19 protein-coding genes are annotated in these 26,202 nt (G+C 71.3%); 10 read left to right on the top strand and 9 right to left on the bottom strand.

The features are described from left to right. The first annotated feature begins 1,009 nt into the window (after window positions 1-1,009). Window positions 1,010-2,137: a substrate-binding domain-containing protein gene (locus CG723_RS28875; protein ID WP_100596425.1), complete on the top strand. Its 1,128-nt coding sequence runs from the start codon at window positions 1,010-1,012 to the stop codon at window positions 2,135-2,137. A gap of 59 nt (window positions 2,138-2,196) precedes the next feature. On the opposite strand, the gene CG723_RS28870 is transcribed toward CG723_RS28875, so the two are convergent. Genes CG723_RS28870 through CG723_RS28860 form a run of 3 tightly spaced genes read right to left on the bottom strand, consistent with a single transcriptional unit; the run spans window position 2,197 to window position 4,552 of the window. Next, window positions 2,197-2,529 carry a hypothetical protein gene (locus CG723_RS28870; RefSeq protein WP_159032570.1) on the bottom strand — a complete coding sequence of 111 codons (333 nt, stop codon included), beginning with the start codon at window positions 2,527-2,529 and terminating at the stop codon, window positions 2,197-2,199. 38 nt (window positions 2,530-2,567) lie between these two features. Continuing rightward, on the bottom strand, window positions 2,568-3,545 hold the full coding sequence (locus CG723_RS28865) for a LuxR C-terminal-related transcriptional regulator (RefSeq protein ID WP_100596423.1): 978 nt from the start codon (window positions 3,543-3,545) through the stop codon (window positions 2,568-2,570). Window positions 3,546-3,568: 23 nt separating this feature from the next. After that, on the bottom strand, window positions 3,569-4,552 hold the full coding sequence (locus CG723_RS28860) for a helix-turn-helix transcriptional regulator (RefSeq protein ID WP_100596422.1): 984 nt from the start codon (window positions 4,550-4,552) through the stop codon (window positions 3,569-3,571). 309 nt (window positions 4,553-4,861) lie between these two features. Here CG723_RS28860 and CG723_RS28850 point away from each other — a divergent pair, with 309 nt between their 5' ends. Then, window positions 4,862-5,206: a hypothetical protein gene (locus CG723_RS28850; RefSeq protein ID WP_100596421.1), complete on the top strand. Its 345-nt coding sequence runs from the start codon at window positions 4,862-4,864 to the stop codon at window positions 5,204-5,206. A gap of 100 nt (window positions 5,207-5,306) precedes the next feature. Here the strand turns inward: CG723_RS28850 and CG723_RS28845 are convergent, their stop codons facing one another. Then, window positions 5,307-5,735 carry a pyridoxamine 5'-phosphate oxidase family protein gene (locus CG723_RS28845; protein ID WP_100596420.1) on the bottom strand — a complete coding sequence of 143 codons (429 nt, stop codon included), beginning with the start codon at window positions 5,733-5,735 and terminating at the stop codon, window positions 5,307-5,309. Window positions 5,736-5,876: 141 nt separating this feature from the next. Between CG723_RS28845 and clpB the strand changes: the two genes are divergently transcribed. Both clpB and CG723_RS28835 read left to right on the top strand, forming a co-directional pair. Next, window positions 5,877-8,492, top strand: coding sequence for an ATP-dependent chaperone ClpB (gene clpB, locus CG723_RS28840; RefSeq protein WP_100596419.1), 2,616 nt, complete (start codon window positions 5,877-5,879; stop codon window positions 8,490-8,492). Between the two features lie 126 nt (window positions 8,493-8,618). Next, on the top strand, window positions 8,619-9,158 hold the full coding sequence (locus tag CG723_RS28835) for a YbjN domain-containing protein (RefSeq protein WP_100596418.1): 540 nt from the start codon (window positions 8,619-8,621) through the stop codon (window positions 9,156-9,158). Between the two features lie 17 nt (window positions 9,159-9,175). On the opposite strand, the gene CG723_RS28830 is transcribed toward CG723_RS28835, so the two are convergent. Then, window positions 9,176-10,387 (bottom strand): hypothetical protein, encoded by a 1,212-nt coding sequence (locus CG723_RS28830; RefSeq protein ID WP_442802598.1) that lies wholly within the window; start codon window positions 10,385-10,387, stop codon window positions 9,176-9,178. Window positions 10,388-11,092: 705 nt separating this feature from the next. On the opposite strand from CG723_RS28830, the gene CG723_RS28820 reads away from it, so the two are divergent. Beyond that, window positions 11,093-12,991 (top strand): HEXXH motif domain-containing protein, encoded by a 1,899-nt coding sequence (locus CG723_RS28820; RefSeq protein WP_100596416.1) that lies wholly within the window; start codon window positions 11,093-11,095, stop codon window positions 12,989-12,991. A 47-nt stretch (window positions 12,992-13,038) separates the two neighbouring features. Here CG723_RS28820 and fxsT read toward each other — a convergent pair whose 3' ends face one another. The 4 genes from fxsT to CG723_RS28800 form a co-directional block, all read right to left on the bottom strand. Beyond that, window positions 13,039-17,289, bottom strand: a complete 4,251-nt coding sequence (fxsT, locus tag CG723_RS28815; protein WP_100596415.1) for an FxSxx-COOH system tetratricopeptide repeat protein — start codon at window positions 17,287-17,289, stop codon at window positions 13,039-13,041. Next, window positions 17,286-18,404: a MoxR family ATPase gene (locus CG723_RS28810; RefSeq protein WP_100596414.1), complete on the bottom strand. Its 1,119-nt coding sequence runs from the start codon at window positions 18,402-18,404 to the stop codon at window positions 17,286-17,288. The genes fxsT and CG723_RS28810 overlap by 4 nt, the downstream gene beginning before the upstream one ends. Window positions 18,405-18,498: 94 nt before the next feature. Beyond that, complete coding sequence (locus tag CG723_RS28805) at window positions 18,499-20,001, bottom strand: VMAP-C domain-containing protein (RefSeq protein WP_159032569.1); 1,503 nt, start codon at window positions 19,999-20,001, stop codon at window positions 18,499-18,501. 228 nt (window positions 20,002-20,229) lie between these two features. Next, window positions 20,230-21,417 carry a pyridoxal phosphate-dependent aminotransferase gene (locus tag CG723_RS28800; RefSeq protein ID WP_100596412.1) on the bottom strand — a complete coding sequence of 396 codons (1,188 nt, stop codon included), beginning with the start codon at window positions 21,415-21,417 and terminating at the stop codon, window positions 20,230-20,232. A 115-nt stretch (window positions 21,418-21,532) separates the two neighbouring features. Between CG723_RS28800 and CG723_RS28795 the strand changes: the two genes are divergently transcribed. The 5 genes from CG723_RS28795 (at window position 21,533) to CG723_RS28775 (ending at window position 26,193) form a co-directional block, all read left to right on the top strand. Beyond that, complete coding sequence (locus CG723_RS28795; protein WP_199841929.1) at window positions 21,533-21,832, top strand: hypothetical protein; 300 nt, start codon at window positions 21,533-21,535, stop codon at window positions 21,830-21,832. 367 nt (window positions 21,833-22,199) lie between these two features. After that, window positions 22,200-22,721, top strand: coding sequence for a DUF2617 family protein (locus tag CG723_RS28790; RefSeq protein WP_100596410.1), 522 nt, complete (start codon window positions 22,200-22,202; stop codon window positions 22,719-22,721). Window positions 22,722-22,811: 90 nt separating this feature from the next. Continuing rightward, on the top strand, window positions 22,812-24,473 hold the full coding sequence (locus CG723_RS28785; protein ID WP_442802597.1) for a polyamine aminopropyltransferase: 1,662 nt from the start codon (window positions 22,812-22,814) through the stop codon (window positions 24,471-24,473). A gap of 53 nt (window positions 24,474-24,526) precedes the next feature. Further along, window positions 24,527-25,378 carry an SRPBCC domain-containing protein gene (locus CG723_RS28780; RefSeq protein ID WP_100596409.1) on the top strand — a complete coding sequence of 284 codons (852 nt, stop codon included), beginning with the start codon at window positions 24,527-24,529 and terminating at the stop codon, window positions 25,376-25,378. Window positions 25,379-25,398: 20 nt separating this feature from the next. Continuing rightward, window positions 25,399-26,193, top strand: coding sequence for an aldose epimerase family protein (locus CG723_RS28775; RefSeq protein WP_100596408.1), 795 nt, complete (start codon window positions 25,399-25,401; stop codon window positions 26,191-26,193). Window positions 26,194-26,202 lie beyond the last annotated feature (9 nt).

Raw genomic sequence — 26,202 nt, 5'->3', positions numbered from 1 at the left:
CCCGCACGGCGATGGCGAGGGCCGCGCAGGAGGTGATCGCCGCCAGGGAGGGCAGGGGCCGGCGTGGGGACCGCGCAGCCGCTCCGTGCCGTCGAGGACCTGCACGGTGTCGCCGCCGGACGGGGCGGAGCGGGACCGTACGGTGCCGCGGAAGGCCGGCAGCGTACGGCGAGCCCGACCGGCGGCGCAGGGGCCGCCGAAGGGGTGACGAAGGCGGCGCCGGGCGGCGCGGTGCCGGTGCCTGTGCCTGTGCTCCAGCCGGGCGCACGAGGCACCACATCCGCAGGCCCGGTGCAACGGGCCATCCCGACCAGGTGCCGTGCCGCCGGCCGATCCGGGCGGCGGAGTCCTGACAGCCGCCGACGACGGTGCCACCGATGAAGGACCCGATGACGACGGTTCCCTGCACGGTGAACCAGTGGTCGGTGCCGCTGCGCGAACTGCTCTGCCCGGCGGCCTGGTACGGGGCGAGGAGATTCACCGAGGCCGGGGCGGGCACGACGGCCGGCCCGTCGCACGCTCAGACCCCGCGTGCGGCGCGGGGCGCTGCCCTCCCGCGAGAGGGGGGCGTAATGGCCGCATTCTGCCGATTACCCGCCTATGTCCGTCAGTTGTGCGGCCCTCGGCAGGGCGTCACGCAGATGACCTGCGCGTTCGTGAAGGGGAGGGCCGGGTCTGCTGCCCGGAGGCAGTGACGGGCAGATTTGGGACACGAGGTTGCAGTTGGGTCAGCGCGGGACGCCGAAGCGGCGGTGGCGTGAACAGGGTGCGGAGGAAGCATGGGGGAACCGTGACTTTGCTCACCGAAGGGACCGGGCGCGGTCGGGGCGGACGGCTGTGACGGTTGCGGCTACTGGGGTTACCCGGAGTATGGGCGGGTTCATCTCCGGAACGCATGGACCCGATTACGAGTCGTTACGGATTCACCTCTTGACGCTGTGTTTCAGGCGGAGTTGGCTTCCAGCCACCTCGGCCGCAACGACGCGGTCACTTCAGGGAGGTATGGAAAGTGAATCCGCGTACGAAGCGCGCCGCCGTTGTCGGCGTTGCGTCCGCCATGGCAGTGGCTCTCACCGGGTGCGGGAGCAGCTGGCTCGAGCCGGAGAGTGACTCCGCGGGCAAGGCGTCCGCCCGGCAGAACCAGGACCTGAAGATCGGCGTCCTCATGCCGGAGAAGGAGACCGCCCGCTACGAGAAGTTCGACTATCCGCACATCAAGAAGGAAGTCGAGGGCCTCACCAGCGGCAAGGGCCGTGTCCTCTACGCCAACGCGGAACAGAACGCGAAGCGCCAGGAGAGACAGGTCGACCAGATGATCGCCGACCGGGTCGACGTACTCATCCTGGACGCGGTCGACTCCAAGTCCATCGCGGGATCGGTCAAGAAGGCCAAGGACGCGGGCATCCCCGTCATCGCCTACGACCGCCTGGCCGAGGGCCCCGTCGACGGCTATGTGTCGTTCGACAGCGACCAGGTCGGCCATGTGCAGGGCATGGCGCTCCTCAAGGCGCTGGGCAGCAAGGCGTCCAAGAACAGCCGGATCGTCATGATGAACGGCTCGGTCACCGACCCGAACGCCGCGCTCTACAAGGACGGCGCCCTGGCCGAGCTCAAGGACCAGGTGACGATCTCGAAGTCGTACGACACCAAGGACTGGAAGCCGGAGAACGCGCGGGCCAACATGGCGGGCGCGATCCAGGCCATCGGCGCGCGGAACATCGCCGGTGTCTACTCCGCGAACGACGGCATGGCGGGCGGCATCATCACCGCCCTCAAGGCCGCCGGTGTCACCGACCTCCCGCCGGTGACCGGCCAGGACGCCGAACTCGCCGCCGTCCAGCGCATTGTGGCGGGCGACCAGTACATGACGGTCTACAAGCCGTACCCGGAAGAGGCGTCCACCGCCGCGCAGATGGCCGTCCTCATCGCACAGCAGCGCAACATCGAGTTCGACGCGCTCACGAAGGACCGGGTCGACAGCCCGACCACCCCGGATGTCCCTTCGCTCCTGGTCCAGGTCGTCCCGATGACGCAGAGCAACATCAAGTCGACGGTGGTCAGGGACGGGATCTACAAGGTCGGGGACATCTGCACGACGAAGTACGCGACGGACTGTGCGCGGATCGGGCTGAAGTAGGCCGGCGGATCGGCAGATCGTACGGCGCCCCTCCCCTTGGTGCGGGGCGCCGTGTCCGCTCAACTGTGGCGGATCGTGAACTCGGCCGCGAGGCCGGCCGGTTGAGGGGCGCACGTCGAGATGCGCAGGTCCGGGTCGTCGTTCCGCGTGGCGACCGGACCCTTCGCGCCGCCGTCCACGACGCGGTCGACGCGCGGGACGAAGCCGAACGTCGAACCGGTCTTCTCCAGAGGCAGGCTCGGGGGCCGGCACGTGTGCTGGTGGGTGCCCGTCTCGTCGCAGCCGGCGGGCTTGCCGGTGACGGTCGTGCCCTCCGGGAGGCGCGCGTCGAACGTAGCGACGGGTTCACCCGCGCCGATCGAGGCCACCCACGCCGGGCGGCGGTTCTCCACACCGACGCGGGCCTTGACCCGGAGTGCTGGACCTGAGGTCAGCGGTCCTGTTCCAGTATTCCGGACTGACCGATGAGATAGCCCAGTTGGGCGCGGCTGTCGCTGCCGAGTGTGCTGGCGAGCTTGGCGATGTGGACGCGGACGGTGCGGATGTTCATGCCCAGGCGTTCGGCGATGACGGCATCGTTGTGACCCTCGATCAGCAGCCCGGCTATGGTCCGCTGACGGGTGGGGACACCGCTCGTGACCGGGGTCCCCCGGCCCGTGTCGGGGAACATGGGGGTGGCCAGGCGCCACAGCCGTTCGAAGGTCGTGACCAGGTACGCGATCAGGGCGGGGTGCCGGATCTCCAGGGCGACCGTGCGGTCGGGGTTCGCCGGGATGAACGCGACGCTCCTGTCGAGCAGGATGAGCCGTTCGGTGACCTCGTCCAGGGTGCGGACCTCGACGTCGCCCTCCAACTGCTCGTAGTGGGCGAGCACCGCGGGCGAGTGACGGGACGTGTGCTGGTAGAGGGTGCGCATACGGCAGCCGCGGGCCAGCATTTCCTGTTCGCGCGGCAGGGCCGCGGCCAGGAGTGTCGGGGGGCGGTTCCCGCCGGGCTGGATGGTGAGCAGCTCCGCCTCGGACTCCGCCATGGCTTCGCCGATGGCGTCGTTGATGCGCTGGAAGCCGAGCAGCACCGTGAGCATGGGGGCGTGGGGGACGGCGGCGCGCTGTGCGTCGAGGGCCATCAGCGGCGCGAACGCCTCTGCCAGGCGGGCTTCGCGGCGGCGCTGCTGGGCGATCTCGTCTTCTATGGTGCGAAGGAGACCGGGCAGGGCCACGGCCGGCGCGACGGGTGTGAGCCACTGGATGTCGTCGGCGGCGGTGTGCAGGAGACCGAATTCGAGAAGACAGGGCGTGGGGTCGGCGTCCTCGCGGTGGATACGGCCCTCTCGCAGAGCGCGCGCGTACAGCTGCGAGCCGGCCGCGCACAGCTCCTCGACTCCATGGGGATGGACCTCGGCGGTCACGTGTGGCTCTCCTCCTTCGACATTCAGTGATCCTGGTCGAGGATCCCCGACTGCGCTATCAGAAAGCCGAGTTGCGCGCGGCTTCCGCTGCCGAGCGCGGCGGCGAGCTTGGCGATGTGGGCGCGGCAGGTGCGGACGTTCATGCCGAGGCGGCGGGCGATCGCCTCGTCCACGTGGCCTTCGATGAGCAGCTTGGCGATCGACCGCTGGACTCCGGTGATGCCGTCGGTCGGGGGTGCGTAGGGGGTCTCCTCCAGGAGGGGGACCCCACGGCGCCACAGTTGCTCGAAGACCTTGGCCAGGTATTCGACGAGGCCCGGATGCCGGAGTTCCAGGGCGACCGGGTGGTCTCCGGGGACCGGTATGAACGCGACGGTCCGGTCGAAGACCATCAGCCGCTCTATGAGTTCCTCAAGAGTGCGTATCTCTACGTTCCCCTTGGCCATGTGCTCGGCGTACACGAGAGTTCCCTGGCTGTGCCGGGCCGTGTGCTGATAGAGCGTGCGCATCGTGATGCCGCGCGCGATGACCGCCTGGCCCCGTTCGAGCGCCTCCGTCAGGGAATGCTCGCTGCGGCCGCCGCCGGGCTGGACCGTGAGGATCTCCGACTGGCACTCTGCGATGGCGAGTTCGATGGCCGAATTGATCCTGTTGATTCCTTCGAGCACGGTGACGGCGTGCGTCGTGGGCCGATCCTGCGCGCTGATGGCCATGAATGGCTCGAAGTATTCGGTCAGTTCGACCGCCAGGCTTCTTCGCTCCTGGATTTCCCGTTCGATGGGGTGGAGGCGCTGTGCCAGGGCGGCGGCGGGAGGAAGCGGGCGGAGCCAGTTGGCGTCATCCGGGTCTGGGTGGAGAAGGGCGAAATCCATCAGGCAGGGAGCGGCCGTCACTTCGCTTCGGGCGATGCGTCCGGAACGCAGCGCATTGGCGTACAACCGCCTGCCCTCGTCGCACAGTTCAGTCGTGGCATGAGGATGTGTCCGATATGTGTCATTCATGGCCATAGATCCACCCCCCAGGGTCCTGAACGTGCAGGAACATGATGCATCGATCCTGTGGTGTTTGGATGGCCGAATGAGCCATCGTCTAGTGAGTCGGGGGAGAGAAGCCATGGAAGTGAGGACGAAGCCCACTATGTGCAAGAAAATGCTTCGCTCGGTGATGGCTGTTGCCTTCTCCGCCGGTCTGGCTTTCGGTGTGCTCAGCACCCAGGACCTCTCCTGGAGTGGCACACCCGCCACTCACGCGTCCGCCGGAAAGAACATCGCGCCTCCGGATCTTTCCTGGAGTGTCGCTCCCGTGGACGCGGCCGTATGACGACACCCCCCGACGACAGAACATTTCGCCGTGAGATGGCGACCGCCTACCGGTCCGGGTGGCATTTCATCGACCTCGCCACGGCGATTCCTCATCGCGGCGATTCGTTGATGGTCACCCTGTTCGGTGAGCCGATCGTCGTCGTGCGGGACGAGTTCGACGACGAGGAGATCCGGGCCTACCGGTGTCTTCGCCGCCCTCGGGGCGCCCCGCAGCCTGTGCGGTGTGCCGTCAGATACGGAATGGTCTTCGTCAACCTCGACCAGCGTGACCACCAGCTGGATCGGGAGGCGGGACCAGAAGTTCCGCGTACAGCCTCAGCCACCCCCCGCAGTGCCTGACGCGATTCCCCCGTCGTTGTAGATCGCGCAGGTGCTTCCCCCCGCAGCGGCGTCACCGTGGACCTGAACACGGTGACGCCGCTGCAGCTTTGTGCCACCGTTACGCGGGCGACCCGTTTCCCGTCGCCCGTGTCAGCATGATCTCGATGGCCACCCGGTCCGGGTTGGGTGCGGGCACGCGCTCGTAGCGCTCCGCGTACCGGCGTACCGCCTCCTCGACGCGGTCCGGCTCCGTACGGACCACCGCGAGGCCCTCCAGCGTCGCCCAGCGCCGGCCGTCGACCTGGCAGACCGCGACCCGGGCCCCGCCCTCCGCCGTTCCCGACCCCGCGAGCACGTGCGACACCTTCGCGCTCGACTTGTTCGCGATCACCCGCGCGAGGCCCGCCTCCGGGTCGTACGTGACGCCGACCGGCACCACGTGCGGGGTGCCGTCGGGGCGCAGGGTCGTCAGCGTGCACAGGTGCCGTTCCCGCCAGAAGCCGAGGAAGGCCGGGTCCGGGTTCAGGGGGTCGTTCCGCTTGGCCATGCTCCGGAAGATATCCCCGTTCCAGGACATATCCCGCCCGGGGGTACCCGCCTCGCACCCTTGAGTGGAATCGACTCAACTTTGTGTATGCTGGCAGGGTCAGTGTGCTGGAAAGGTATACGCAAGGAGGAGAGTGCGCACGTGGACGCCGAGCTGACGAACCGGAGCCGGGACGCGATCAACGCGGCCACCAGTCGGGCCGTGTCCGGAGGGCACGCGGATCTGACTCCCGCGCATCTGCTTCTGGCACTCCTTGAGGGGCAGGAAAACGAGAACATCACGGACCTGCTGACGGCCGTCGATGCCGATCAGGCCGCTGTGCGGTCCGGGGCCGAGCGGGTCCTCGGCGCGCTGCCCAGCGTGACCGGCTCGACCGTCGCGCCGCCCGGACCCAACCGGGACCTGCTGGCGGTCATCGCGGACGCGGCGCAGCGCGCCGAGGGGCTCGGGGACGAGTACCTCTCCACCGAGCATCTGCTCATCGGCATCGCCGCGAAGGGCGGCACTGTCGCCGACGTACTGACGGAACAGGGGGCGAGCGCCGAGAAGCTGCTCGCCGCCTTCGAGAAGAGCAGGGGAGGGCGCCGGGTGACCACACCCGACCCCGAGGGCCAGTACAAGGCCCTGGAGAAGTTCGGCACCGATTTCACCGCCGCCGCGCGCGAGGGCAGGCTAGACCCCGTCATCGGGCGCGATCAGGAGATCCGGCGTGTGGTGCAGGTGCTGTCCCGCCGTACGAAGAACAACCCCGTCCTGATCGGTGAGCCAGGCGTCGGCAAGACCGCCGTCGTCGAAGGGCTCGCCCAGCGGATCGTGAAGGGAGACGTGCCGGAGTCGCTCAAGAACAAGCGGCTCGTCTCGCTGGACCTGGGCGCGATGGTCGCCGGCGCGAAGTACCGCGGTGAGTTCGAGGAGCGCCTCAAGACCGTGCTCTCCGAGATCAAGGAGAGCGACGGGCAGGTCATCACGTTCATCGACGAGCTGCACACGGTCGTCGGGGCCGGGGCGGGCGGCGACTCGTCCATGGACGCGGGGAACATGCTGAAGCCGATGCTCGCGCGCGGCGAGCTGCGCATGGTCGGCGCGACCACGCTCGACGAGTACCGCGAGCGGATCGAGAAGGACCCGGCCCTGGAGCGCCGCTTCCAGCAGGTGCTGGTCGCCGAGCCGACGGTCGAGGACTCGATCGCGATCCTGCGTGGCCTCAAGGGCCGGTACGAGGCCCACCACAAGGTCCAGATCGCCGACAGCGCGCTCGTCGCCGCCGCGTCGCTCTCCGACCGGTACATCACGTCCCGTTTCCTGCCGGACAAGGCCATCGACCTCGTGGACGAGGCCGCGTCCCGGCTGCGCATGGAGATCGACTCGTCACCCGTCGAGATCGACGAGCTCCAGCGCGCCGTGGACCGGCTGAAGATGGAGGAGCTGGCGCTCTCCAAGGAGACGGATCCGGCCAGCAAGCAGCGCCTGGAGAAGCTGCGGCGCGACCTCGCCGACAAGGAGGAGGAGCTGCGCGGCCTCACCGCCCGCTGGGAGAAGGAGAAGCAGTCCCTCAACCGGGTCGGTGAGCTGAAGGAGAAGCTCGACGAGCTGCGCGGCCAGGCCGAGCGTGCCCAGCGCGACGGTGACTTCGACACCGCCTCCAAGCTCCTCTACGGCGAGATCCCCACTCTGGAAAGGGACTTGGCGGCCGCCACGGAGGAAGAGGTGGAGGCGTCCAAGGCCGACACGATGGTCAAGGAGGAGGTCGGCCCGGACGACATCGCGGATGTGGTGGCGGCCTGGACCGGCATTCCGGCCGGGCGGCTCCTGGAGGGCGAGACGCAGAAGCTGCTGCGGATGGAGGACGAGCTCGGCAAGCGCCTGATCGGGCAGAGCGAGGCCGTAGGCGCGGTGTCCGACGCCGTGCGCCGTACGCGCGCCGGGATCGCCGACCCCGACCGGCCCACCGGTTCCTTCCTGTTCCTCGGCCCGACCGGCGTCGGCAAGACCGAGCTGGCCAAGGCGCTCGCCGACTTCCTGTTCGACGACGAGCGGGCCATGATCCGCATCGACATGAGCGAGTACGGCGAGAAGCACTCCGTGGCGCGTCTCGTGGGCGCTCCGCCCGGCTACGTCGGGTACGAGGAGGGCGGCCAGCTCACCGAGGCGGTGCGCAGGCGCCCGTACAGCGTCGTCCTGCTCGACGAGGTGGAGAAGGCGCACCCGGAGGTCTTCGACGTCCTGCTCCAGGTGCTCGACGACGGGCGCCTCACGGACGGCCAGGGCCGCACGGTCGACTTCCGCAACACGATCCTCGTGCTCACCTCGAACCTCGGCAGTCAATTCTTGAGCGGACACAGCCTGGTGGAGCCGACGACGAGCGAGGAGCAGAAGAAGCAGCAGGTCCTGGACGTCGTACGGGCGTCCTTCAAGCCGGAGTTCCTCAACCGGCTCGACGACCTCGTCGTCTTCTCCGCGCTGGACAAGGAGGAGCTGGAGCGGATCGCGAAGCTCCAGATCGGCCGGCTCGCCAAGCGGCTCGCCGAGCGGCGGCTCACCCTGGACGTCTCCGACGCGGCCCTGGCCTGGCTCGCGGAGGAGGGCAACGACCCCGCGTACGGCGCGCGGCCGCTGCGCCGCCTCGTGCAGACGGCGATCGGCGACCGGCTCGCGAAGGAGATCCTCTCCGGCGAGGTCACCGACGGCGACACGGTCTGCGTGGACGCCTTCGGCGGCGGCCTGATCGTGGGCCCGGCCACCGGAAAGACGCTGTGACGCAGGGCGAAAGCCGATGCCGGGCCGGGGCGGGGACACAACTCGGCCGATCCAACCGGTCGGGGGTTGTCACTTCCCACCCGGCATGGGGGAGGATGGCGGAATCCGTACGAAGGGACCAAGCACGTGAGCATCGACCCGTCCTCGATTCCGAACTTCGGGGGACAGCCCGAGCAGCCGCAGGGCTCAGGACCGGCGGGCCCCGTCGTCCCCGATCAGGACCTCGTCAAGCAGCTCCTGGAGCAGATGGAGCTCAAGTACGTCCTCGACGAAGAGGGTGACCTCGCGGCTCCGTGGGAGGAGTTCCGCACCTACTTCATGTTCCGCGGCGAGGACGACCAGCAGGTCTTCTCGGTGCGGACGTTCTACGACCGCCCGCACGAGCTCGAGACCAAGCCGGCGCTCCTCGAGACCATCGACGACTGGAACCGCCGCACCCTGTGGCCCAAGGTCTACAGCCACACCCACGACGACGGCACGGTCCGCCTCATCGGTGAGGCGCAGATGCTCATCGGTACGGGCGTCAGCCTGGAGCACTTCGTGTCGTCGACGGTCAGCTGGGTGCGCGCCGCCATCGAGTTCGACCGCTGGCTGGTCGAGCAGCTCGGCCTGGAGCAGGCCGTGGACTCCGCCGCCGACGACGAGAAGCCGTCCGACGACGAGTAGGCAGTTTCCGTAACTGCCTACAGGGGCCTGTGCGCGAACGCGACCAGATACGTCCCGTACGCAAGTGAGAGCCCGGCCAGGGCGCCCACCACCAGGAGGGCGCTGCGCGGCCGGGCTTTCGCCGTTCGCGCCAGCGCGAGGGCCAGCGGCAGCAGCAGCGGGAACGCGGGCAGCAGGAAGCGCGGCTTGGACGGGAAGAAGCCGGCGCCGCCGAGCGCGATGAGCAGGAGTACGCCGCTGTAGACGATGAGTGGCAGCGGGGCCGCCCGCTCGGCGATGAGCAGTGCGAACAGCAGCACCGCGGCGGCGACGATCAGGACCGTCATGGGGAAGACGAGGGGGTCGCCCTTGAGCAGCAGATGCCGTACGACGCGCAGCGCGCCGACGCCGAAGTCGAAGCGCGAGCCCCAGGCCCGCTGCACGGCGAAGTAGCCGCCGAGCGGATCGCCCCTCTGGACACCGACCCACAGCACGTACCCGGTCCAGCCGATCGGGGCGATCGCCGCGCCTGTCCACAGCCTGTGGGAAACGTTTCTGCCGCGTTTGTCGATCACCTCGTACGCCGCCGTGACGAGGACCGCGGCGGCGACCGCGAAGCCGTTGGGGCGGGACACTCCGGCCAGCGAGGCGAGCGTGCCCGCCCAGATCCACCGGCCGGTCAGGACCGCGTACAGGGACCACGCGGCGAAGGCGGTGAGCAGCGGCTCGGTGTACGCCATCGTGAGGATCACGGAGTGCGGCAGCAGTCCCCACAGCAGGACGAGGAGGATGGCGACCGGCCGGGAGTGCAGGCGCACCCCGATCGCGTAGATCCCGGCCGCGGCGGCCAGGGACGCGGTCCAGGCGATGAGCATGCCGGTGGCGCCGCCGCTGAGGGGGAGCACGGTCCGCACCGTGCGGACCAGGCCCGGGTAGAGCGGGAAGAACGCGAGGTCGTTGAAGATGATGCCCGGCTTGTAGGGGACGGAGCGGCCGTAGCCGTCCGCGGCGATCCTGAGGTACCAGAGCGAGTCCCAGGACCGGCCGAGCAGGACGGCGGGGCGCTTTCCGGTCAGTGAGGCGGCGAGGCTCATCGCGGCGACACCGGTGAGCCGGACCACGGCGAACAGGCCGAGTGCGGTGAGCAGGGGGGCGGCAGCCCTGAGCCGGGCCGAGCGGGAACGCGGTCCGGCGCCGGGCTCCGCGACGGGGACGGTGGCGGGGGCCGGGGCAAGTTGCTGCTGGGTCACATCTCCGCACCCTGCGGGCACCGCGCGGGGCGCGCGAGCCGGGAGGGTCCGCACGGGTGCCGATGACGGACGGTCGGCGCGGCTGCGTGACAACGGGGCGCGGAGAGGCCTCATGTCGGTGCGTCAGGAATGTGCCTCTGTACGACAGAAGCGGTGTAAGTGGCCGAGGCAGGGACCCGTACCGTCGCGTCGCACCAATTTCCCCACAGGACACGCCAGTTGAGCCCCCGGCCAACGGCTGGCCGCGGCACCGGATGCCGTCTCCCCCGGACATGAATCGAACAATTCAAGCCTTGATGGCCACCGGAGCCCCTTTCGGCGCGGCTGACCACGGGCCACTATGGGAAGGAGGTGGGTCTGCGCCGCGGGGCCGCGAGCGGGAGCCGACAGGGGGAAGTTTGACGTGAGGACTTCTACGACTGACATCGAGACCGGACTTGTCGATCTCAGCCGTTGGGGCCTTCAGGAGGCCATGGCACTGAGGGACCCGTTGGTGGCGGCGGCGCAGAACGCGCTGCTCGAGCATTTGACGGAGGACGCTGTCGGGCAGGTCGTGGGCGGCGGGGACGGGAATCCGTACTTCAGCCCGCGACAGCACGTCGGCACGGCTCCCCAGGAGCCTCGGCACGAACACGGGCCGCCCGAGCCGCCAGAGCCGGCATCCCCGTGCGACCTGTCTGACGAGCCCGACTGTCCTGCCCTGCCGTGCTGACGCGGCACCACGTGCCGGTCGCCGACCTGGAGGCCATCGCCACCGGCCGCATCACCGCACCCACCGCGACCCGCATCGCGGCGGCGGAGCGCAGCCGCCGCATGCTCATGCTGCGGGCCCTGGTAGCCGCGGAACGCGAGACGGAAGAAAGCGCAGGACCGCTGCCCCCGCTGGCGCACGCCTTCGAGCTGCTGGCCGGTGCGGAGGCCCACGATCCGCAGGCGGTGGCGAGCGTGCTCGGGCACCCGCCGGTCGGGGTCTGGGCGGTCCGCCTGCTCGGGCGGCTGCGGGCCGGCGGCGCCGGGCCCCGGCCCGGGGAGCCCCCCTTGTGGCGGGAGGCGGGCTACGCGCACGCGCTCGCCGCGGCGGCCGCGCTGCGGGCGGGACTTCCCGCGCGCGTCCGCGTACCGGCCCGCGCGGGCAGGGTGATCCTGCCGACGGTGGGGCACGCCGTACTGGATGACGCCTCCCGCTGCCACGACGTCGCCACTCTCGAGACGGACGGGCACGGCACGGCCCGCGTCACGCTCGGCCCGCACGCCCTCGAACTGCCCGCCGCCCCGCACCTGCCGGCCCCCGGCTGGCACCCCGCGCGCCTGCTGAGCTGGACCCCGCGCGAGCCGGGCCCCGGCGTCCTCCTGGACGACGCCGACCCCTACCGCGACTTCCGGTCCCCCTGGCCGCCCCCGGCCCCGCTCACCGACGCGGAGTCGGACACCTGGCAGCGGCATCTGCACGACGCGGCACGCCTTCTCGGGGCCCGCCACCCGGACGCGGCCCGCACGGTGCCGCTCGTCCTGAGCTCGCTCGTGCCCCTGCCGGGCGCACCCCGCTTCCGCGCCTCCAGCGCCTCGTACGCCGAGGCGTTCGGGAGCGCGCTGGTCTCCCTGCCGCGCGACGCCGTCGACTTCGCCGTCACCCTCGTCCACGAGTCACGGCACTCCGTGCTCAACGCCCTGAGCCACCAGATCCAGCTCGTCGACAGGGCGGCGCGCGGACCACGGCAGGACACGCTGCTCTACGCGCCCTGGCGCAGCGACCCGCGCCCGCCGTGGGGCCTGCTGCACGGCACGTACGCGTTCACCGGCGTCGCCGGCTTCTGGCGCACCGAACGGCACGCCCTGACCGGACCCCGGGCCGCCCTCGCGCACTTCGAGTTCGCCGTGTGGCGCGAGGCGGTGGCCATCGCCCTGCGCACGCTGTCCGCCCAGCCCGGGCTCACCCCGTGGGGCCGCCGCTTCGTCGACGGGATGGCGCGCCAGGCCGCTCCGTGGGCCGACGAGGACGTACCGGCCGAGGCCCTCGCCCCGGCGGAAGCCGAACTCGCCGATCTGCGCGCCACGTGGTGCAGCCACAACCTCGCGCCCGACCCGGCAGCCACCCGTCTGCTCACCGACCACCGCCTCGGCGGCGGCCCCGGCGAGGAGGCGACCGCCCCGCTGTCCCGGCTGCGCACGGACCCGCCGCCGCGCCTGCCCGAACTCCGTTGTGAGATGCGGCGGTTGCACCTCGCCGACGCAGGAACGTTCACCCCGGACACGCGGGCCCGGTTCTCCGGGGTGGACCGGTCCCCGGACCTCCTGGAGGCGGACATGTGCCTCCTGCGCGGCGGGTCGGCGAACACGGCACGGGCCGTCGACCGCTACCGCGCCGTCCTGACCGGTGCCCCCGGGACCCGCCCGGCCTGGGTCGGCCTCGGCCTCGCCCTGGAGGCTTCCGGCGAGGACGGCCCGGCCACGGCCCTGCTGCACCGGCCCGAGCTGGTGCGGGCGCTCGCCCTGGACGCGCGGGCCCGCGGCGCGCAGACGCCCGACCCGCTGGTACTGGCCCGCTGGACCGCGCGGATCCCCGGACTCACCGCGCAGGCCGCGACGGACGTGCCACAGCGCTGACCCCGCCCGGAAGGGTCCCGGGCGGGGTCGGCGCGATACAGCCGACGTCACATCAGCAGCGGGTCGATGTCGCAGTTCGCGGGCCTGCCGTCCGCGGCCGCCACCGTCGCCGGGTGGTCCTCGCCGAGGGTGCGTCCGTAGCGCTCGGCCGTGTCGGCGTACAGCTCGTCCGCCTCGTCGTCACGCCGCAGCTGGCGCAGCCCGAGCGAGAGGTTGAGGGCTGTGGCGAGGGTGATGGGGTGGTCCTCGCCGAGGTGGGTGCGGCACAGGTCGAGCCCCCTCGTGGCGATGTCCGCCGAAGCCTGCATCTCGCCGAGTTCGAACAGGTCGGCGGCGAGATTCGCGGTGCAGGAAAGGGTGTTGGGGTGGTCCTCGCCGATCAGCTCGATCAGCTTCTCCTGCGAGTCCACGTCGCTCGCGCGGGCCTCCTCGGTCCGCCCGGCGAGGCGCAGACAGATCGCGTGGTTGACGTGTGCCGCCACGGAGTGCGGATGCCGCGCGCCGAGCAGCGCCTCGTACCCCTCGTACCCCTCCTGCCCGAGTTCGAGCGCCCGGGCGAGGTCGCCGCTGTGCCGTACGTCGATGGCGTGCGAGGCCAGCGCGTTCACCGTCTGCGGGTACAGGTCGCCGTAGCGGGTGCGGAACATGACGAGGGCCCGGCCCGAGAGCTCCAGGGCCAGGGCGTGCTGTCCGGCGCGTCGTTCGGCCACCGACAGGACCCGCATCGCGGAGATCGTGTTCGGGTGGCTGTCGCCGACGGTGTTGCGGAAGCGCTCCTCGACGTCGCGCGCCTGGTCGCGGGCCGCCAGGTACTCGCCGCCCTCCTGGAGGTCGAACGTCACCGCCGCCAGGGTCGACAGCGTCGACACCGCGTTCTCGCCGAGCTCGGCGACCTTGCGGCCGTGCGTCATGCGGTCGAGCGCGAGCGCCGCCCGGAAGTGCCCGATGAACCGCAGGTTCAGCGCGTGCCGGTGGGCGCTGAGGAGGGTGGAGGGGTCGTTGGGCCCGAAGAGGCGCTCGCAGGTCTCGAAGGCGTGCTTGTCGAGGTCGAGCGCCGCCTGGAAGTCGCCGCGCAGCCGCAGGTCCCAGGCGAGCATGCTGGTGATGTCGATCGTCGACTCGTGCTCGGGGCCGAGGACCTGGGTCATCCCGGCCAGCGTCCGCTGGTCGAGTTCGTACGCCTCCGAGTAGCGGCCCAGGATGCGCAGGGAGTTCGTGTAGATCCGGGCCGCGTTGAGTACGTGCTCGGCGGTGTCCCCGTCGGCCTCGCGCCAGGTGGTGTACGTCTCCCTGGCCAGGTCGAGGGAGCCCTGGTGGTCGCCCCAGTAGTACATGTACAGGATCTCGTTCAGGACGAGATTCCTCACCCACGGGTCCGTCGACTCGACGGCCCTGCTGTTGAGGACGTGCGGCAGCAGGTCGCCGTACTGCTGCCACCGGTGGGACTTGTCGGGCTCGCCGGCGTCGTCCTTGGCGAGCAGCCGGTGGGCGCCGGCGCGCATCTGCGACTTCAGCGGCTCCGTCATCTGGTTGATGAGGACGCGCTGGACCAGTCGGTGCAGCTGGATGGTGTTGGTCTCGTGGTTGATGCGCGCCAGCGCGTACCGGTTGATCTCGCGGATGGCGCGGCTGAGCCGGATCGGGTCACTGAGTGCCGCGCTGAGCTCCGGGGGCACGGGGGCGTCGCGGACGCCGGTGAGCAGGCGCCGGGAGATCGGCTCGGGCGCGAAGAAGGCGCACATCTGCAGGAGTTGAAGAGCCGCGGGGTGGTGCTTGCGCAGCCGGTCCAGGGACACGTTCCAGGCGGCGGCGACGGACAGCGGATAGTCCACGGGCGGTTCGCTGACCATCAGCTCGTTGGCCTGCTGTTCGAACATGCGCAGGTATTCGTCCGCGGGCATGCCCGTCTCGGCCAGCCATACGGCGGCCTGCTCGATGCCCAGCGGCAGGTCGCCCAGGGTCTCGGCGAGCCGGTCCGCGGTCGCGTTGTCCAGGCTCGGTGCCCTCATCTGGAGCAGCGAACGGCTCTCCTCGCGGGTGAACACGTCGACCTCCAGGGGACGCGCCGACGAGGCCCACTGCGAGTTCCGTGAGGTGACGAGGATGCGGCCCGGACCGTTGGTCGGGAAGAACTCTCTTACGGACTCCGGGTCTTCCGCGTTGTCGAAGATGAGGAGCCAGTTCTTGAACGGCTCGCCGACGCGCAGGGCCTCGATGACGGCCGGCACCGCTGTGTTCGCCTCGCCGCTGCCGACGTTCAGGCCGAGCCGGCCCGCCAGCTGGACGAGGAACTGGCGGATCTGCTGCGGCTGTTCGGCGGGGATCCACCACACGATCTGGTACTCGTGCAGATGCCGGTACACGTATTCGACCGCGAGCTGGGACTTTCCGACGCCGCCCATGCCCTGGAGCGCCTCGGGGAGCACCGCGGTGGTCCCTTCCTGGAGCCTGCGGTGCAGGTCGTCCAGGAGCTGGACGCGGCCGGTGAAGGCACGGTTTCGGGGAGGGACGTTGCCCCAGACGGGGGGCGGCTTCTGCAGCGCGTCACCCCTTGCCCCGGCCTGGGTGGACTGCAAGCCGCTCACTACTTCGACCCTTTCTTCGTTGCCGGTGTCTTCCGGGGCGGTGGGCTCGGCCCCACCGCCTAACCGACTGTGTTCTCCGGAGGTTGTGGTCACCCGGGGTGGAGGTTCGTCGAGGCGTGCCTCAAGCTCCCGGGCGGCGGTGGCGTGCGGTCCTGCCATGGCCGCGAATGCGGGCAGAATAGACGAAATCCATGGCCGTAAACCTTCCATGGAGACACTCCGTGCGCGATCCGGCTCGCGCAGAAGGGCGACGCCTTCCCCGTACGCCGGTACGGCGACCGCCAAATGGTCCAAGGCGAGCATCAGCGCGCGGGCCGTCTCGCCGCGCGTCCCGTCCGAGAGCAGCTCCCGCCGCACGCCGTCGTCGAATTCGAGCTCGACGCCCGGTCCGGCGGCCTCGCCCGGCTCCGCCTCCGTGCGCCGCAGCAGTCCGCTCAGGAGCAGCTCCGCCACGTGCCAGTTCCGCGCCCCGGGGATCAGCCCTTCCTGGAGCAGGCGCAGCACGTCGAGGTTGAGCGGGACGGCCGCGGAGAGGCGGGCCAGGTGGTAGGCGGTGGGGGAGAGCTGGGCCCGCACGGTCTTGACCTGGACGTCGGCGGGCAGCGCGGCGGCGGGCCTGCGCGCGACGGCCGTCTCGTCGCCGGGCGTCCGGTCCAGGACGCGCACCGTGTAACCGCCCGAGCTGTCGTGCGCGAGGAAGCGGGCGAGGCCGCCGAGCCCTTCGGGGGTCAGCGTCACCACCGGCAGCCGCACCCCGTCGAAGCCGTCGGGCCCGTCGGCCTCGGCGGTGGGCAGGACCAGGCCCACGGGCTCGTCGGTCCAGGCGCTGTTGGGGGACGCGGGGCGCGGGCTGGTCAGCCGGAGGCTGCTGGTCTGCGTGCCCGCCCTGGCCCAGACGTGCTCCGGCAGCACATGGACGATCGCGACGGGCATCGTGCGGGCCCACCGGGCGAGCCTGCGCCGGGCGCTGCCGTCGCCCCAGTGGTCGGCGTGCAGATCGGTGAGGACGAGGACCAGATGCCGGCCGTCGGTGTCGCCGGCGACCTCGGAGCCTGCGCCGTCCTGCTGCCAGCGCACGGTCCGTACGTCGCGGAAGGCGCCGGAGCAGTGCAGGGTCTCGGCGAGGCGCTGGGCGGTGTGCGACCACAGCCGCATCGAGTCGCCGGAGTCCACGAGGAGCGTCACGGTCAGCCAGCGTTCCTGGCCCGGCTCCAGCTGGGGCAGCCACATGCCGGTCTCGGCGTGCAGCTCGGCGGTGGCCTCCTCGTTCAGGAAGACCTGGCTCCGGGAGGCGATGCGCCGCTTCAGCGGATTCAGCGCCTTCTCGATCTCCCGCGACCGGTCGAGGGCGAAGCCGTTCCCGAGGCTCATGAGGAGCGAGTCCACATGGTCACCCGGGTCAGGGGCCGGTGCGGACGGCCCGGGCGGGGGCGCCGGCTGCTCTACGGGTTGCTCCGTGAGCTCCGGCACGGGGGCGTCCACGTCCTCGGGGCGCGGGTGCCCCTCTTCGGGCGCTTCGGGCAGTTCGGGGGGAGCGCCGGGCTGTGGCCTGCCGCGCCGGGCGTCCTTCAGCCGCAGCCAGCGCTGCGCGGCGAGCCACAGGACCTCGCCCGCCTCGTACCAGTGCGGCTGCGGGGACGCCTCGGCCAGCGATGCGGCACCCGGCCCGATACCGTCACCCGCCACGCCGCCGTGGGAGGGCGACCGGTTCATCCAGTGCCGACCTCGTCGAGCCGTCGCCACAGCGCGTGCAACAGCGTGCTCATGGACCCCTGGTCGGGGCCCGCGGGCGTGGTGCGCAGGAACTCCGAGTTGAGGAGCTGGTCCGCGGCGAGCGAGCCGCCGGTCCTCGCGTGGTTGAGGAAGTCGCGGATCATCGCCGTACGCCCCTCGTCGTCCTGCGAGAGCTGCGCCGCCAGCATGGCGGCGAGCTGGCCCGCGTCGGGCGCGGGGAGATCGAGGTAGAGGCAGCGGCGCAGCAGGGCGGGCGGCAGCGTGCGCTCGCCGTTGCTCGTGATCACGACGACGGGGAACGCGGCGCAGCGCACCGCTCCGTGGTGGATGACCGCCGTGCCGTCCGGGTCGTCCGTGTGCACCTCGGCGTCGGGGAGCCTGGAGCGCACGCGGGCCAGCTCGGGGATGCGGAACTCGCCCTCTTCGAAGACGCTCAGCAGGTCGCCCGCGAGGTCCGTGTCGGACTTGTCGAACTCGTCGATGAGCAGGACGCGGGGGATCTCGCGGGGCAGCAACGCCGTGCCCAGTGGGCCAAGTTGGACGTAGTCGCCGAGGTTGTTCAGGCCGTCCGGGTCGGGTGCCGGATCGCCGGGGTCGGAGCCGGGTTCCGCGCCGCGCAGGGCGCCGCGGGTGGCCGCTTCCTGCACTCTGCCGATGGCGTCGTAGGCGTAGAGGCCCTCTTTGAGGGTGCTGCGACTGGTGATCGACCAGCGCAGGACGCGGCCGAGGGAGAGTTCACGGCTGATGCAGTGGGCGAGGCTCGACTTCCCGATGCCGGGAGGGCCCGCGACGATCAGCGGCCTGCGCAGGAACAGCGCGGCATTGACCAGATCGAGTTCCTGCTCGGAGGCCTTGCGGACGACGGCGCCGTCCGGCGGGCCGAGGCGGCGGGTGAACTCGTCCTCGTCGCCCGGGGGCGGACCGGAGATCAGGGGTGCGCCGGTGAAGCGGCGCCAGGGCGGGGGCGGAGGTAACTCGCGGGACACGGGGTCCTTGCCGCGGGGCCTCGCCGTGCCTCGGTAGATGCGCCATGCGCCGGGGTCGGCCGCGGCGCCGTCGGCCTGTGCCGGAACGTGCGGATCCCTGTCGGCCATCGACCGTTCCCCCTCACCCTGGTTCGTGCCCGGTCGGTGCACGTCCGTACTCCCCAACTGCCCTGTCCCGAACACCGGGTTGGACTGGAAGTCTTCAACTCGCTGATTCCGGTACTTCGGGAAGGCGGCTCGGATCGTCCCACAGCACAGCGATACGAGAGTCGATGGAACCCTCTCTCCCATCGTCGCGTGTTCCGGGAGAGAAGCGCAAGCGCGTGACTGTCTCCAACAAGTCGTCCCAGGCACCCGTTTCGGCGACCCTGTGGAGTTCCGCGTGTTCGCTGTCGTCGAGCGGTCCCTGGTGAGCCCAGAGCAGCACCGGCAGGCCCGCCTGGAGGCCGAGCGTCAGCTCGCTGAGCCCGTGTTCCTCGTCCGGCGACGACCCCAGAGTCATCAGCACAATGGCCTGATTGTGCTTCAACTTGGCGTAGAGCACCTGCTGTTGGGATCCGGCGCCGGTTTCGCACCGGTGCACGCGCCCCTCGCCCCCGCTCCTCAGTACCTCCCAGCGCGCGTTCCACACCCGGTGTACCTGGCGTGCTTCCATCCGCTCCAGACTGCGTATGACGACCTTGTAGTCCATGCCCAGCGGAGGGGTGTACGGGGTCGATCTGCCGAGGCCGGGCTGCCGCGGCCCGAAGGGGGTCGGCCGGGTCCAGTCCTCCACCGGCGTGTTCGCCATCGCCAGGGAGAGGATGAACTCGACGACGATGCCGCCGTGGTGGTTGCGCAGCCGCTCTTCCTCCCGGTCGACGAGGGTGGCGACCCAGTCGGGCACCTCCGTCAGGCGCAGTTCCCGGTCGTCCCGCTGGCGCGGCTCCCAGGCGTTTCCGGTGCTCGTCCAGCAGGTGAGTGCGACACGGTCGGGTGACTCGGTCAACGGCTGGAGCCGGATCACCAGGAAGGCTTCACGGCCGGGGTCTCTTCGCCAGGTCCCGGTGGAGGTGCGGACGGCGTCGAGCAGGCGCTGCCCCTCGACTCCCGGGGCGGCGAGGGAGCGGATGTGGCTGCTGAGCCAGACCCTGAGCGGGTCGCCGCGCTCCGGGCCGACCAGATACGCCAGTTCGTTCAGGAAGCGCACGCTCCTCGGTATCCCGTCCGGGGGAACGTTGCACTGCTCCAGGAGCTCGTACGCCTCGCGTGCCGTGCTGGTCGTCCTCGGCAGCGGCCCGAAGCTGTCCCCGGCCACATGGCGGAAGAGGTCGGCGAGCTCCGGGACGGAGCCCCGGTCGAGGCCGCTCAGGAGCGGGTCGAGCGCGGCCCGCTGCGCCGGGTCGCCGGCCGGCGGCAGCGGCGACTCCACGAGGGCGGACGCCTGGAGCGAGGCCAGATCGTCGTCCGCCAGATACCGGACGGCCTCCACCAGCCGGAGCCAGCCGTGAGGCACTGCGCCGAACACCCGGACCATTTCGACGATGTGCGGCTTCTTCTCGCCGAACTCGGTCACGGACAGGCGCTGTCCGAGCCGGTGGAGCGCCCGTTCGACGCACATCCTGCGGCTGAGCCGTTCCTCCATGACGGACACCCGCATCAGCGCCTCCACGAGCTGCTCTTCGCTCGCGGGAAAGGCCGGGTACGGGGACGGGCGCTCAGGCATGGCCGTCGGAGCGGTTCTGCCACCGGGTGGCGTCCGCCGGATAGATGTCCGCAGTTGGTCGAGCCACTTCCACGTGTCCCCCTCACGCGTCCCGCGGCAGCGGTCGTACTGTCGCTGCCCGAGCCAGCAAGGGTATGACGAAGAGCCGCGCGTGGGTACGGTCACAACCGTCCCATTTGGATCACGCGCGCATCGCGTCACGCCTCGGGAAGCGGGTCCCGGCCGGCGTCAGGCGAGCTTCTTGAGGCGGTCGACCGCCTCTTCGAGCACCGGGATCCGCTTGCAGAACGCGAACCGTACGAAGGGGGCGCCCGCGTCGCGGTGGTCGTAGAACACCGCGTTCGGGATGGCGACGACGCCCGCGCGTTCGGGCAGCGCGCGGCAGAACGCGAAGCCGTCGCTCTCGCCGAGCGGGCGGATGTCGGTGGTGACGAAGTAGGTGCCCGCGGGCCGGAACACCTCGAAGCCCGCCGCCGCGAGACCGTCCGCGAGCAGGTCGCGCTTGGCGCTCATGTCTGCGCGGAAGGCGTCGTAGTACGAGTCGGGCAGCGAGAGCGCCTCGGCGATCGCGTACTGGAAGGGGCCGGACGCGACGTAGGTGAGGAACTGCTTCGCCGAGCGGACCGCGGTGACCAGCTCGGGGGACGCGGTCACCCAGCCGACCTTCCAGCCCGTGAACGAAAAAGTCTTGCCGGCCGACCCGATGGTCACCGTGCGCTCGCGCATGCCGGGGAGCGTGGCGAGCGGGATGTGCCCGGCGTCGCCGAACGTCAGGTGTTCGTACACCTCGTCCGTGATCACCAGGAGGTCGCGTTCGACGGCGAGGGCCGCGATCGCGGTGAGCTCCTCGCGGGTGAGGACGGTGCCGGTCGGGTTGTGCGGGGTGTTGATCAGAAGGAGGCGGGTGCGGTCGGTGACCGCGGCGCGCAGCTCGTCCAGGTCGAGGCGGAAGGCGCCGCCGTCGGGGCGCAGGGTGACGGGGACGCGGGTGCCGCCCGCCAGCGCGATGCTGGCCGCGTACGAGTCGTAGTACGGCTCCAGCGCGACGACCTCGTCGCCGGGTTCGACCAGGGCGAGCAGCGAGGCGGCGATGGCCTCGGTGGCGCCGGCCGTGACGAGGACCTCGCGGTCCGGGTCGAAGGTCAGACCGTAGCGGTGCTCCTGGTGGGCCGCGATCGCGGTGCGCAGCTCGGGGACGCCGGGGCCCGGCGGGTACTGGTTGCCGCGGCCGTCGCGCAGCGCCCGCACGGCCGCCTCGCGGATCTCCTCGGGGCCGTCCGTGTCGGGGAAGCCCTGGCCGAGGTTGATCGAGCCGGTCGCCGTGGCCAGCGCGGACATCTCCGCGAAGATCGTGGTCCCGAACTCGGCGAGACGGCGGTTGAGCAGGGGGCGCGCGCTGGAGGTCATGGCCGCCATCCTGCGCCGAACCTCTGGAGTTCCTCAACTCTGCTTTGAAGGGGCGCGGGCCCGGGAATCCCCGAATCACGCCCGACGGGGGCGTTCTCGGGGGAATGAGAGGAAGGTGAGGGCCGTGATCATCGGAGCCATCATCTTTGTACTTGTGGTCGTGGGCATCGTCGTGGCCGTGTCGTCCGCGGGCGGCTCGGGCAAGGCACGGAGCGGGAAGACGTCACTGAGCAAGGGCCGGTCGTCCCGCTCCAGCGGCAGCTGGTGGGCCGGCGGCGGCGGTGCGGCGGGCGGGGCCTCCTGCTCGTCGGGCGGCTCCGGCGGACACCACGGGCACTCCTGCGGCGGCGGATCCTCGTGCGGGGGCGGCAGCTCCTGCGGCGGCGGCGGCGGCGGGGGCGGGTGCGGCGGCGGCGGAAGCTGACCGCGCCACGAGGACACGTACGGCCCACAGGGAGGCGGCTGACACGGGGCAGCCGGTCCGCGTGGGCCGTACGTATGTGTGTGTCAGCCGTAGAAACGTGCGACGAACAGGGCGCCATATGCGCCCGGAAAGGTCCGTTGCGCGGGAACGGTACGCAAGTTGCCGAGAGAAGTTGAACAGTTGAGCTGTGGGGTCCCCGGAGGGGATGGAAACCCGGCGAAGTTGGGTAAAAACCCTGTGGCGGCGCCTCTGTTCATGATTCTCTCTTAACCGTCAAAGCGGCCCTCGTGTGTTCGCGTGGGCACGTGCCGGCCCTCCCCTTCAGCGCCGGCCTCACCTTCCTTTTGCGTGTTAGCGGAGCCGACCCATGCTCACGACCCTGAACACCGCCTACACCGACACGCGTGCGGACGACCTGGCCTGGGCTCTCGGCCGCGAACCGCTGCCCGCGCTCGCCACGCTCGACCTCGAACTCGCCGGTGCCCAGCTCCAGTTGAGGCTCCTCGGCGCCTCGCACCAGGTACTCCTGGAGGAGGAGCGCGGCACCTGCTCCGAGACCGTCGCCTGTATCCCGGGCAGCAGCACCCCGCTACCGCTCGGCGTCGCCAAGCGCATGGGCGACTGGGAGTACGAATTCGCGGCACACGTCGAGACCCTCTCGAAGGGCTCGTTCGCGGGCCGCGCCCAGGAGCTCATCGCGCTGGTGTCCGACCATCCCAACGGCCTCGCCGGGGTGTTCCCCGGCAGCCCGCACGCCTTCACCGCACTGCTCGCCCACCGGCAGGAGGGCCAGGTGCACTGGCGCACCTGGCACGCCTATCCGCAGGAGGGTCAACTCGTCGTCACCCGGACCCGGGTGGGCGTGCGGATCCCGGCTGCGGTGCCGTGACGCCATGGGCTGCAACTCATGCGCGCGCGGACCCACTTCCACACGTGTGGGTGACTGGACGGAGTGGTGCGGTGACGTAGCGTTCGCAAGGTGATCGAGCCGCGCACCCCCGTCCAGACCGGCGTCCCGCGCGCCCGGAGCGAGGAGGACAGGGCGCCCCTTCCCGTGGCGCCCCTTCCCGTGAAACCGGCGACGGGGCGGTTCCTCGTCCTCGCGGGCGTCTTCCTCTGCGCGGCCTGCGGACTCGTGTACGAACTCGAACTGGTGGCGCTCGCCTCGTACTTGATCGGCGACTCGGTCACCCAGGCGTCCGTCGTGCTGTCCGTGATGGTCTTCGCCATGGGCATTGGCTCGCTCGGGGCCAAGCGGCTGCGGCTGCGTGCCGCCGCCGGGTTCGGCGCGGTCGAGGCCGCGCTCGCCCTGGTCGGCGGGTGCAGCGCGATGGCGCTGTACGCGGTGTTCGCGTGGACCGGCGACTGGGGCGGGTCCTGGGCGGGCGGCTCGCGCTACATGCTCGTCGGGTTCTCCCTCGCCATCGGTGTGCTCATCGGCGCCGAAGTGCCCCTCCTGATGGTGCTCATCCAGCGGATCAGGCGGCAGGACCCCGGTGGCGCCGTCGCCGACCTGTTCGCCGCCGACTACGTGGGCGCGCTCGTCGGCGGGCTCGCCTTTCCCTTCCTTCTGCTGCCGATGCTCGGGCAGCTGACGGGCGCGCTGCTGACCGGCGCGGTCAACGCGCTCGCGGGCGGCGCCCTCGTACTCGGCCTGTTCCGCAGGGACCTGACGCGCCGGGGCCGCTGGACGCTGCTCGTGGCGAACGTCGTCGTGCTCGGCCTGCTCGCCTGCGCCGCGGTCCGCGTGGACGACTTCGAGCGGGCCGCCCGGCAGGCCATGTACGGCAGGGACGTACGCGTCGCCGTCCAGACCGGCGTACAGGAGGTCGTCCTCACCGGCGGCAAGCACGAGCCGCTCGGCCTCTACCTCGACGGGCGCCTGCGCGTCAGCGGCCGGGACGAGCAGCGCTACCACGAGGGCCTGGTGCGGCCCGCGATGACCGGGCCGCACGCGCGCGTGCTCATCCTCGGCGGCGGTGACGGCCTCGCCGCCCGCGAGGTCCTGCGCTTCCCGGGGGTGCGGCAGGTGGACATCGTCGAGATCGACCCGGGCGTCGTACGCCTCGCCAGAAACGATCCGCCGCTCAGCGCGCTCAACGGGCACGTGTACCAGGACCGGCGCGTGCGGGCCGTGACCGGGGACGCCTTCCAATGGCTGCGCGGGCCCCACACCCCGTACGACGTCGTGATCTCCGATCTGCCCGACCCCGGGATCACGGCCAGCACGAAGCTGTACTCGCAGGAGTTCTACGGCCTGGCGGCCCAGGTCCTCGCGCCGGACGGGCGGCTCGCCGTGCACGCCGGGTCGCTGTCGTCGCGGCCCCGCGTGTTCTGGACGGTCGACACGACGCTGCGCGCGGCGGGCCTGCGGACGGTGCCGTACTGGGTGGGCACGGGCGAACCGCCGGCCCCGGCCGGGCGGCAGCACGGGGCGTGGGACCGGCTCACCGGGATCGCCGACGGGCCCGACCGGACGCTCGACGGGACGCGGGCGCCCAGCGACTGGGGGTTCGAGCTCGCGAGCCCGCGACCGCTGCCGGAGGGGGCCGTGCCGCGCGAGCAGGTGCGGGCGGCGGAGCGCTCGAGGATCACCGGACTCGCGCCGTCGACCCTGGTTCATCCGCGGTACGCCGACTGAGTACGGGCCGAACACGGGACGCGTGGGGCCGGGCGTGGGTAGGCTCGGGCGGCATGGAGCATGAGGTGTTCGTTCCGGTTCCGGCGGAGTCGTTGAGGGGCGCGCTGGCAGCCCCCGAGTTGGTGGCGAGGGCGGTGCCCGGGCTTCAGCGGGAGGCCTCCGGCGACGGCGGCAGGCTGAAGCTCCGCATCGGCGGCCACACCATCACCTACCGCGGCACCCTGCGCGTCACCGAGACGGAGACCGGGGCGTTCGCGGTCGAGGGCGACGGCACCGAGGCGCGCGGCACCGGGTCCGTGAAGTTCGCGGTGACGGTCCGGGTCGCCGCCGCGTCCGGCGGCTCGAACGTCACGTTCGTCGCGTCCGGCAGCGGGGACGGCCGGGTCGCCGAACTCTCCGAGGACGCCGTGCAGTCCGCGGTGCGCCGTCTCCTGAGCCGCTTCGCGGAGGCGCTCGGCACGGCGGCGGAACCGGGGACGGACCCGGGGGCGGAGGACGCGGCCCCTGCGGGAGACTCCGCCGAGGACACGGCGGACGCCGCAGACGCCGCAGACGCCACCGACACGGACGCCGAGGACGAGGACCACACCTCCGTCTTCGAGACCGAGATCCCGCCGCCCTCGCTCGCCCCCTTCGCCGAGCTGGACCCCGAAGCCGAGGCTGCCGCAGAGGAGGCCGGGTTCGACCCCGAAGCGCCGCCCGCCGAGGCCGCCCACGCGCGCCGCACCATGATCGGCCGCAGCGCCGAGGAGGTCGACCACGCGCCGCCGCGCGGCCGGTACGCCCCCGTGCCCGCGCCCGAGACCACGGCGGCCACCGCCACCCTTCGCTGGGCCGCGCCCGCCGCCGCCCTCGTGGTCGCGTCAGCGATCGTCGTCGGCCGGGTACTGCGCCGCCGGCGCTGATCGAAACGTAAGGTCGGCCCGTGACTACCCAGGAAACGACGCTGACCGCGGGTGACGCGGAAGTGACCGTGCAGCCGGGCAACGGCTGCCGCGTGAGCAGCCTGCGGATCGGCGGCACCGAACTCCTCCGGCAGGGGGAGCGGTACGGCTGCTTCCCGATGGTGCCGTGGTGCGGCCGCATCAGGGACGGCAGGTTCCGGGACGGCGGGCAGACGTACCAGATGCCCCTGAACTCGCCGCCCCACGCCATCCACGGCTTCGCCCGCGACGCCGAGTGGACGACCGCCCGCGCGAGCGCCGACGAGGCCGTCTTCACGTACGACCTCGCGGAGCCCTGGCCCTGGACCGGGCGCGTCACGCAGATGGTGCGCCTCGCCGAGGACTCGCTCACGCTGACGCTCGGTATCGAGACGTACGGCGACTCCTTCCCCGCGCAGGCCGGCTGGCACCCCTGGTTCAACCGGACCCTCGACGGCTCCGCCGACGGCGCGCGTGTCGAGTTCTCACCGGCCTGGCAGGAGGAGCGCGGCGACGACCACCTCCCCACCGGCAAGCGGATCGACCGCACCGACGGCCCCTGGGACGACTGCTTCGGCATGCCCGACGGCGTCGACGTGACCCTGACCTGGCCGCAGCAGTTTGAGGTCAGGATCGCGAGCCGGGAGCAGTGGGTCGTCGTCTACGACGAGCAGGAGGCGGCCGCGTGCGTGGAGCCGCAGACCGGCCCGCCGGACGGTCTGAACACGCTGCCACGCCTCGTCACCCCGGTGGAGCCCCTTGAGGCGTCGACCACCTGGACGTGGCGGGCGCTCTAAGCTCTTAGC

It is taken from the genome of Streptomyces sp. CB01635 (assembly GCF_002803065.1).
In the GTDB taxonomy this organism is placed as follows: Bacteria; Actinomycetota; Actinomycetes; order Streptomycetales; family Streptomycetaceae; genus Streptomyces.
Note: the sequence above shows the minus strand (reverse complement) of the source record. Positions and strands in the feature narration are given on the sequence as shown.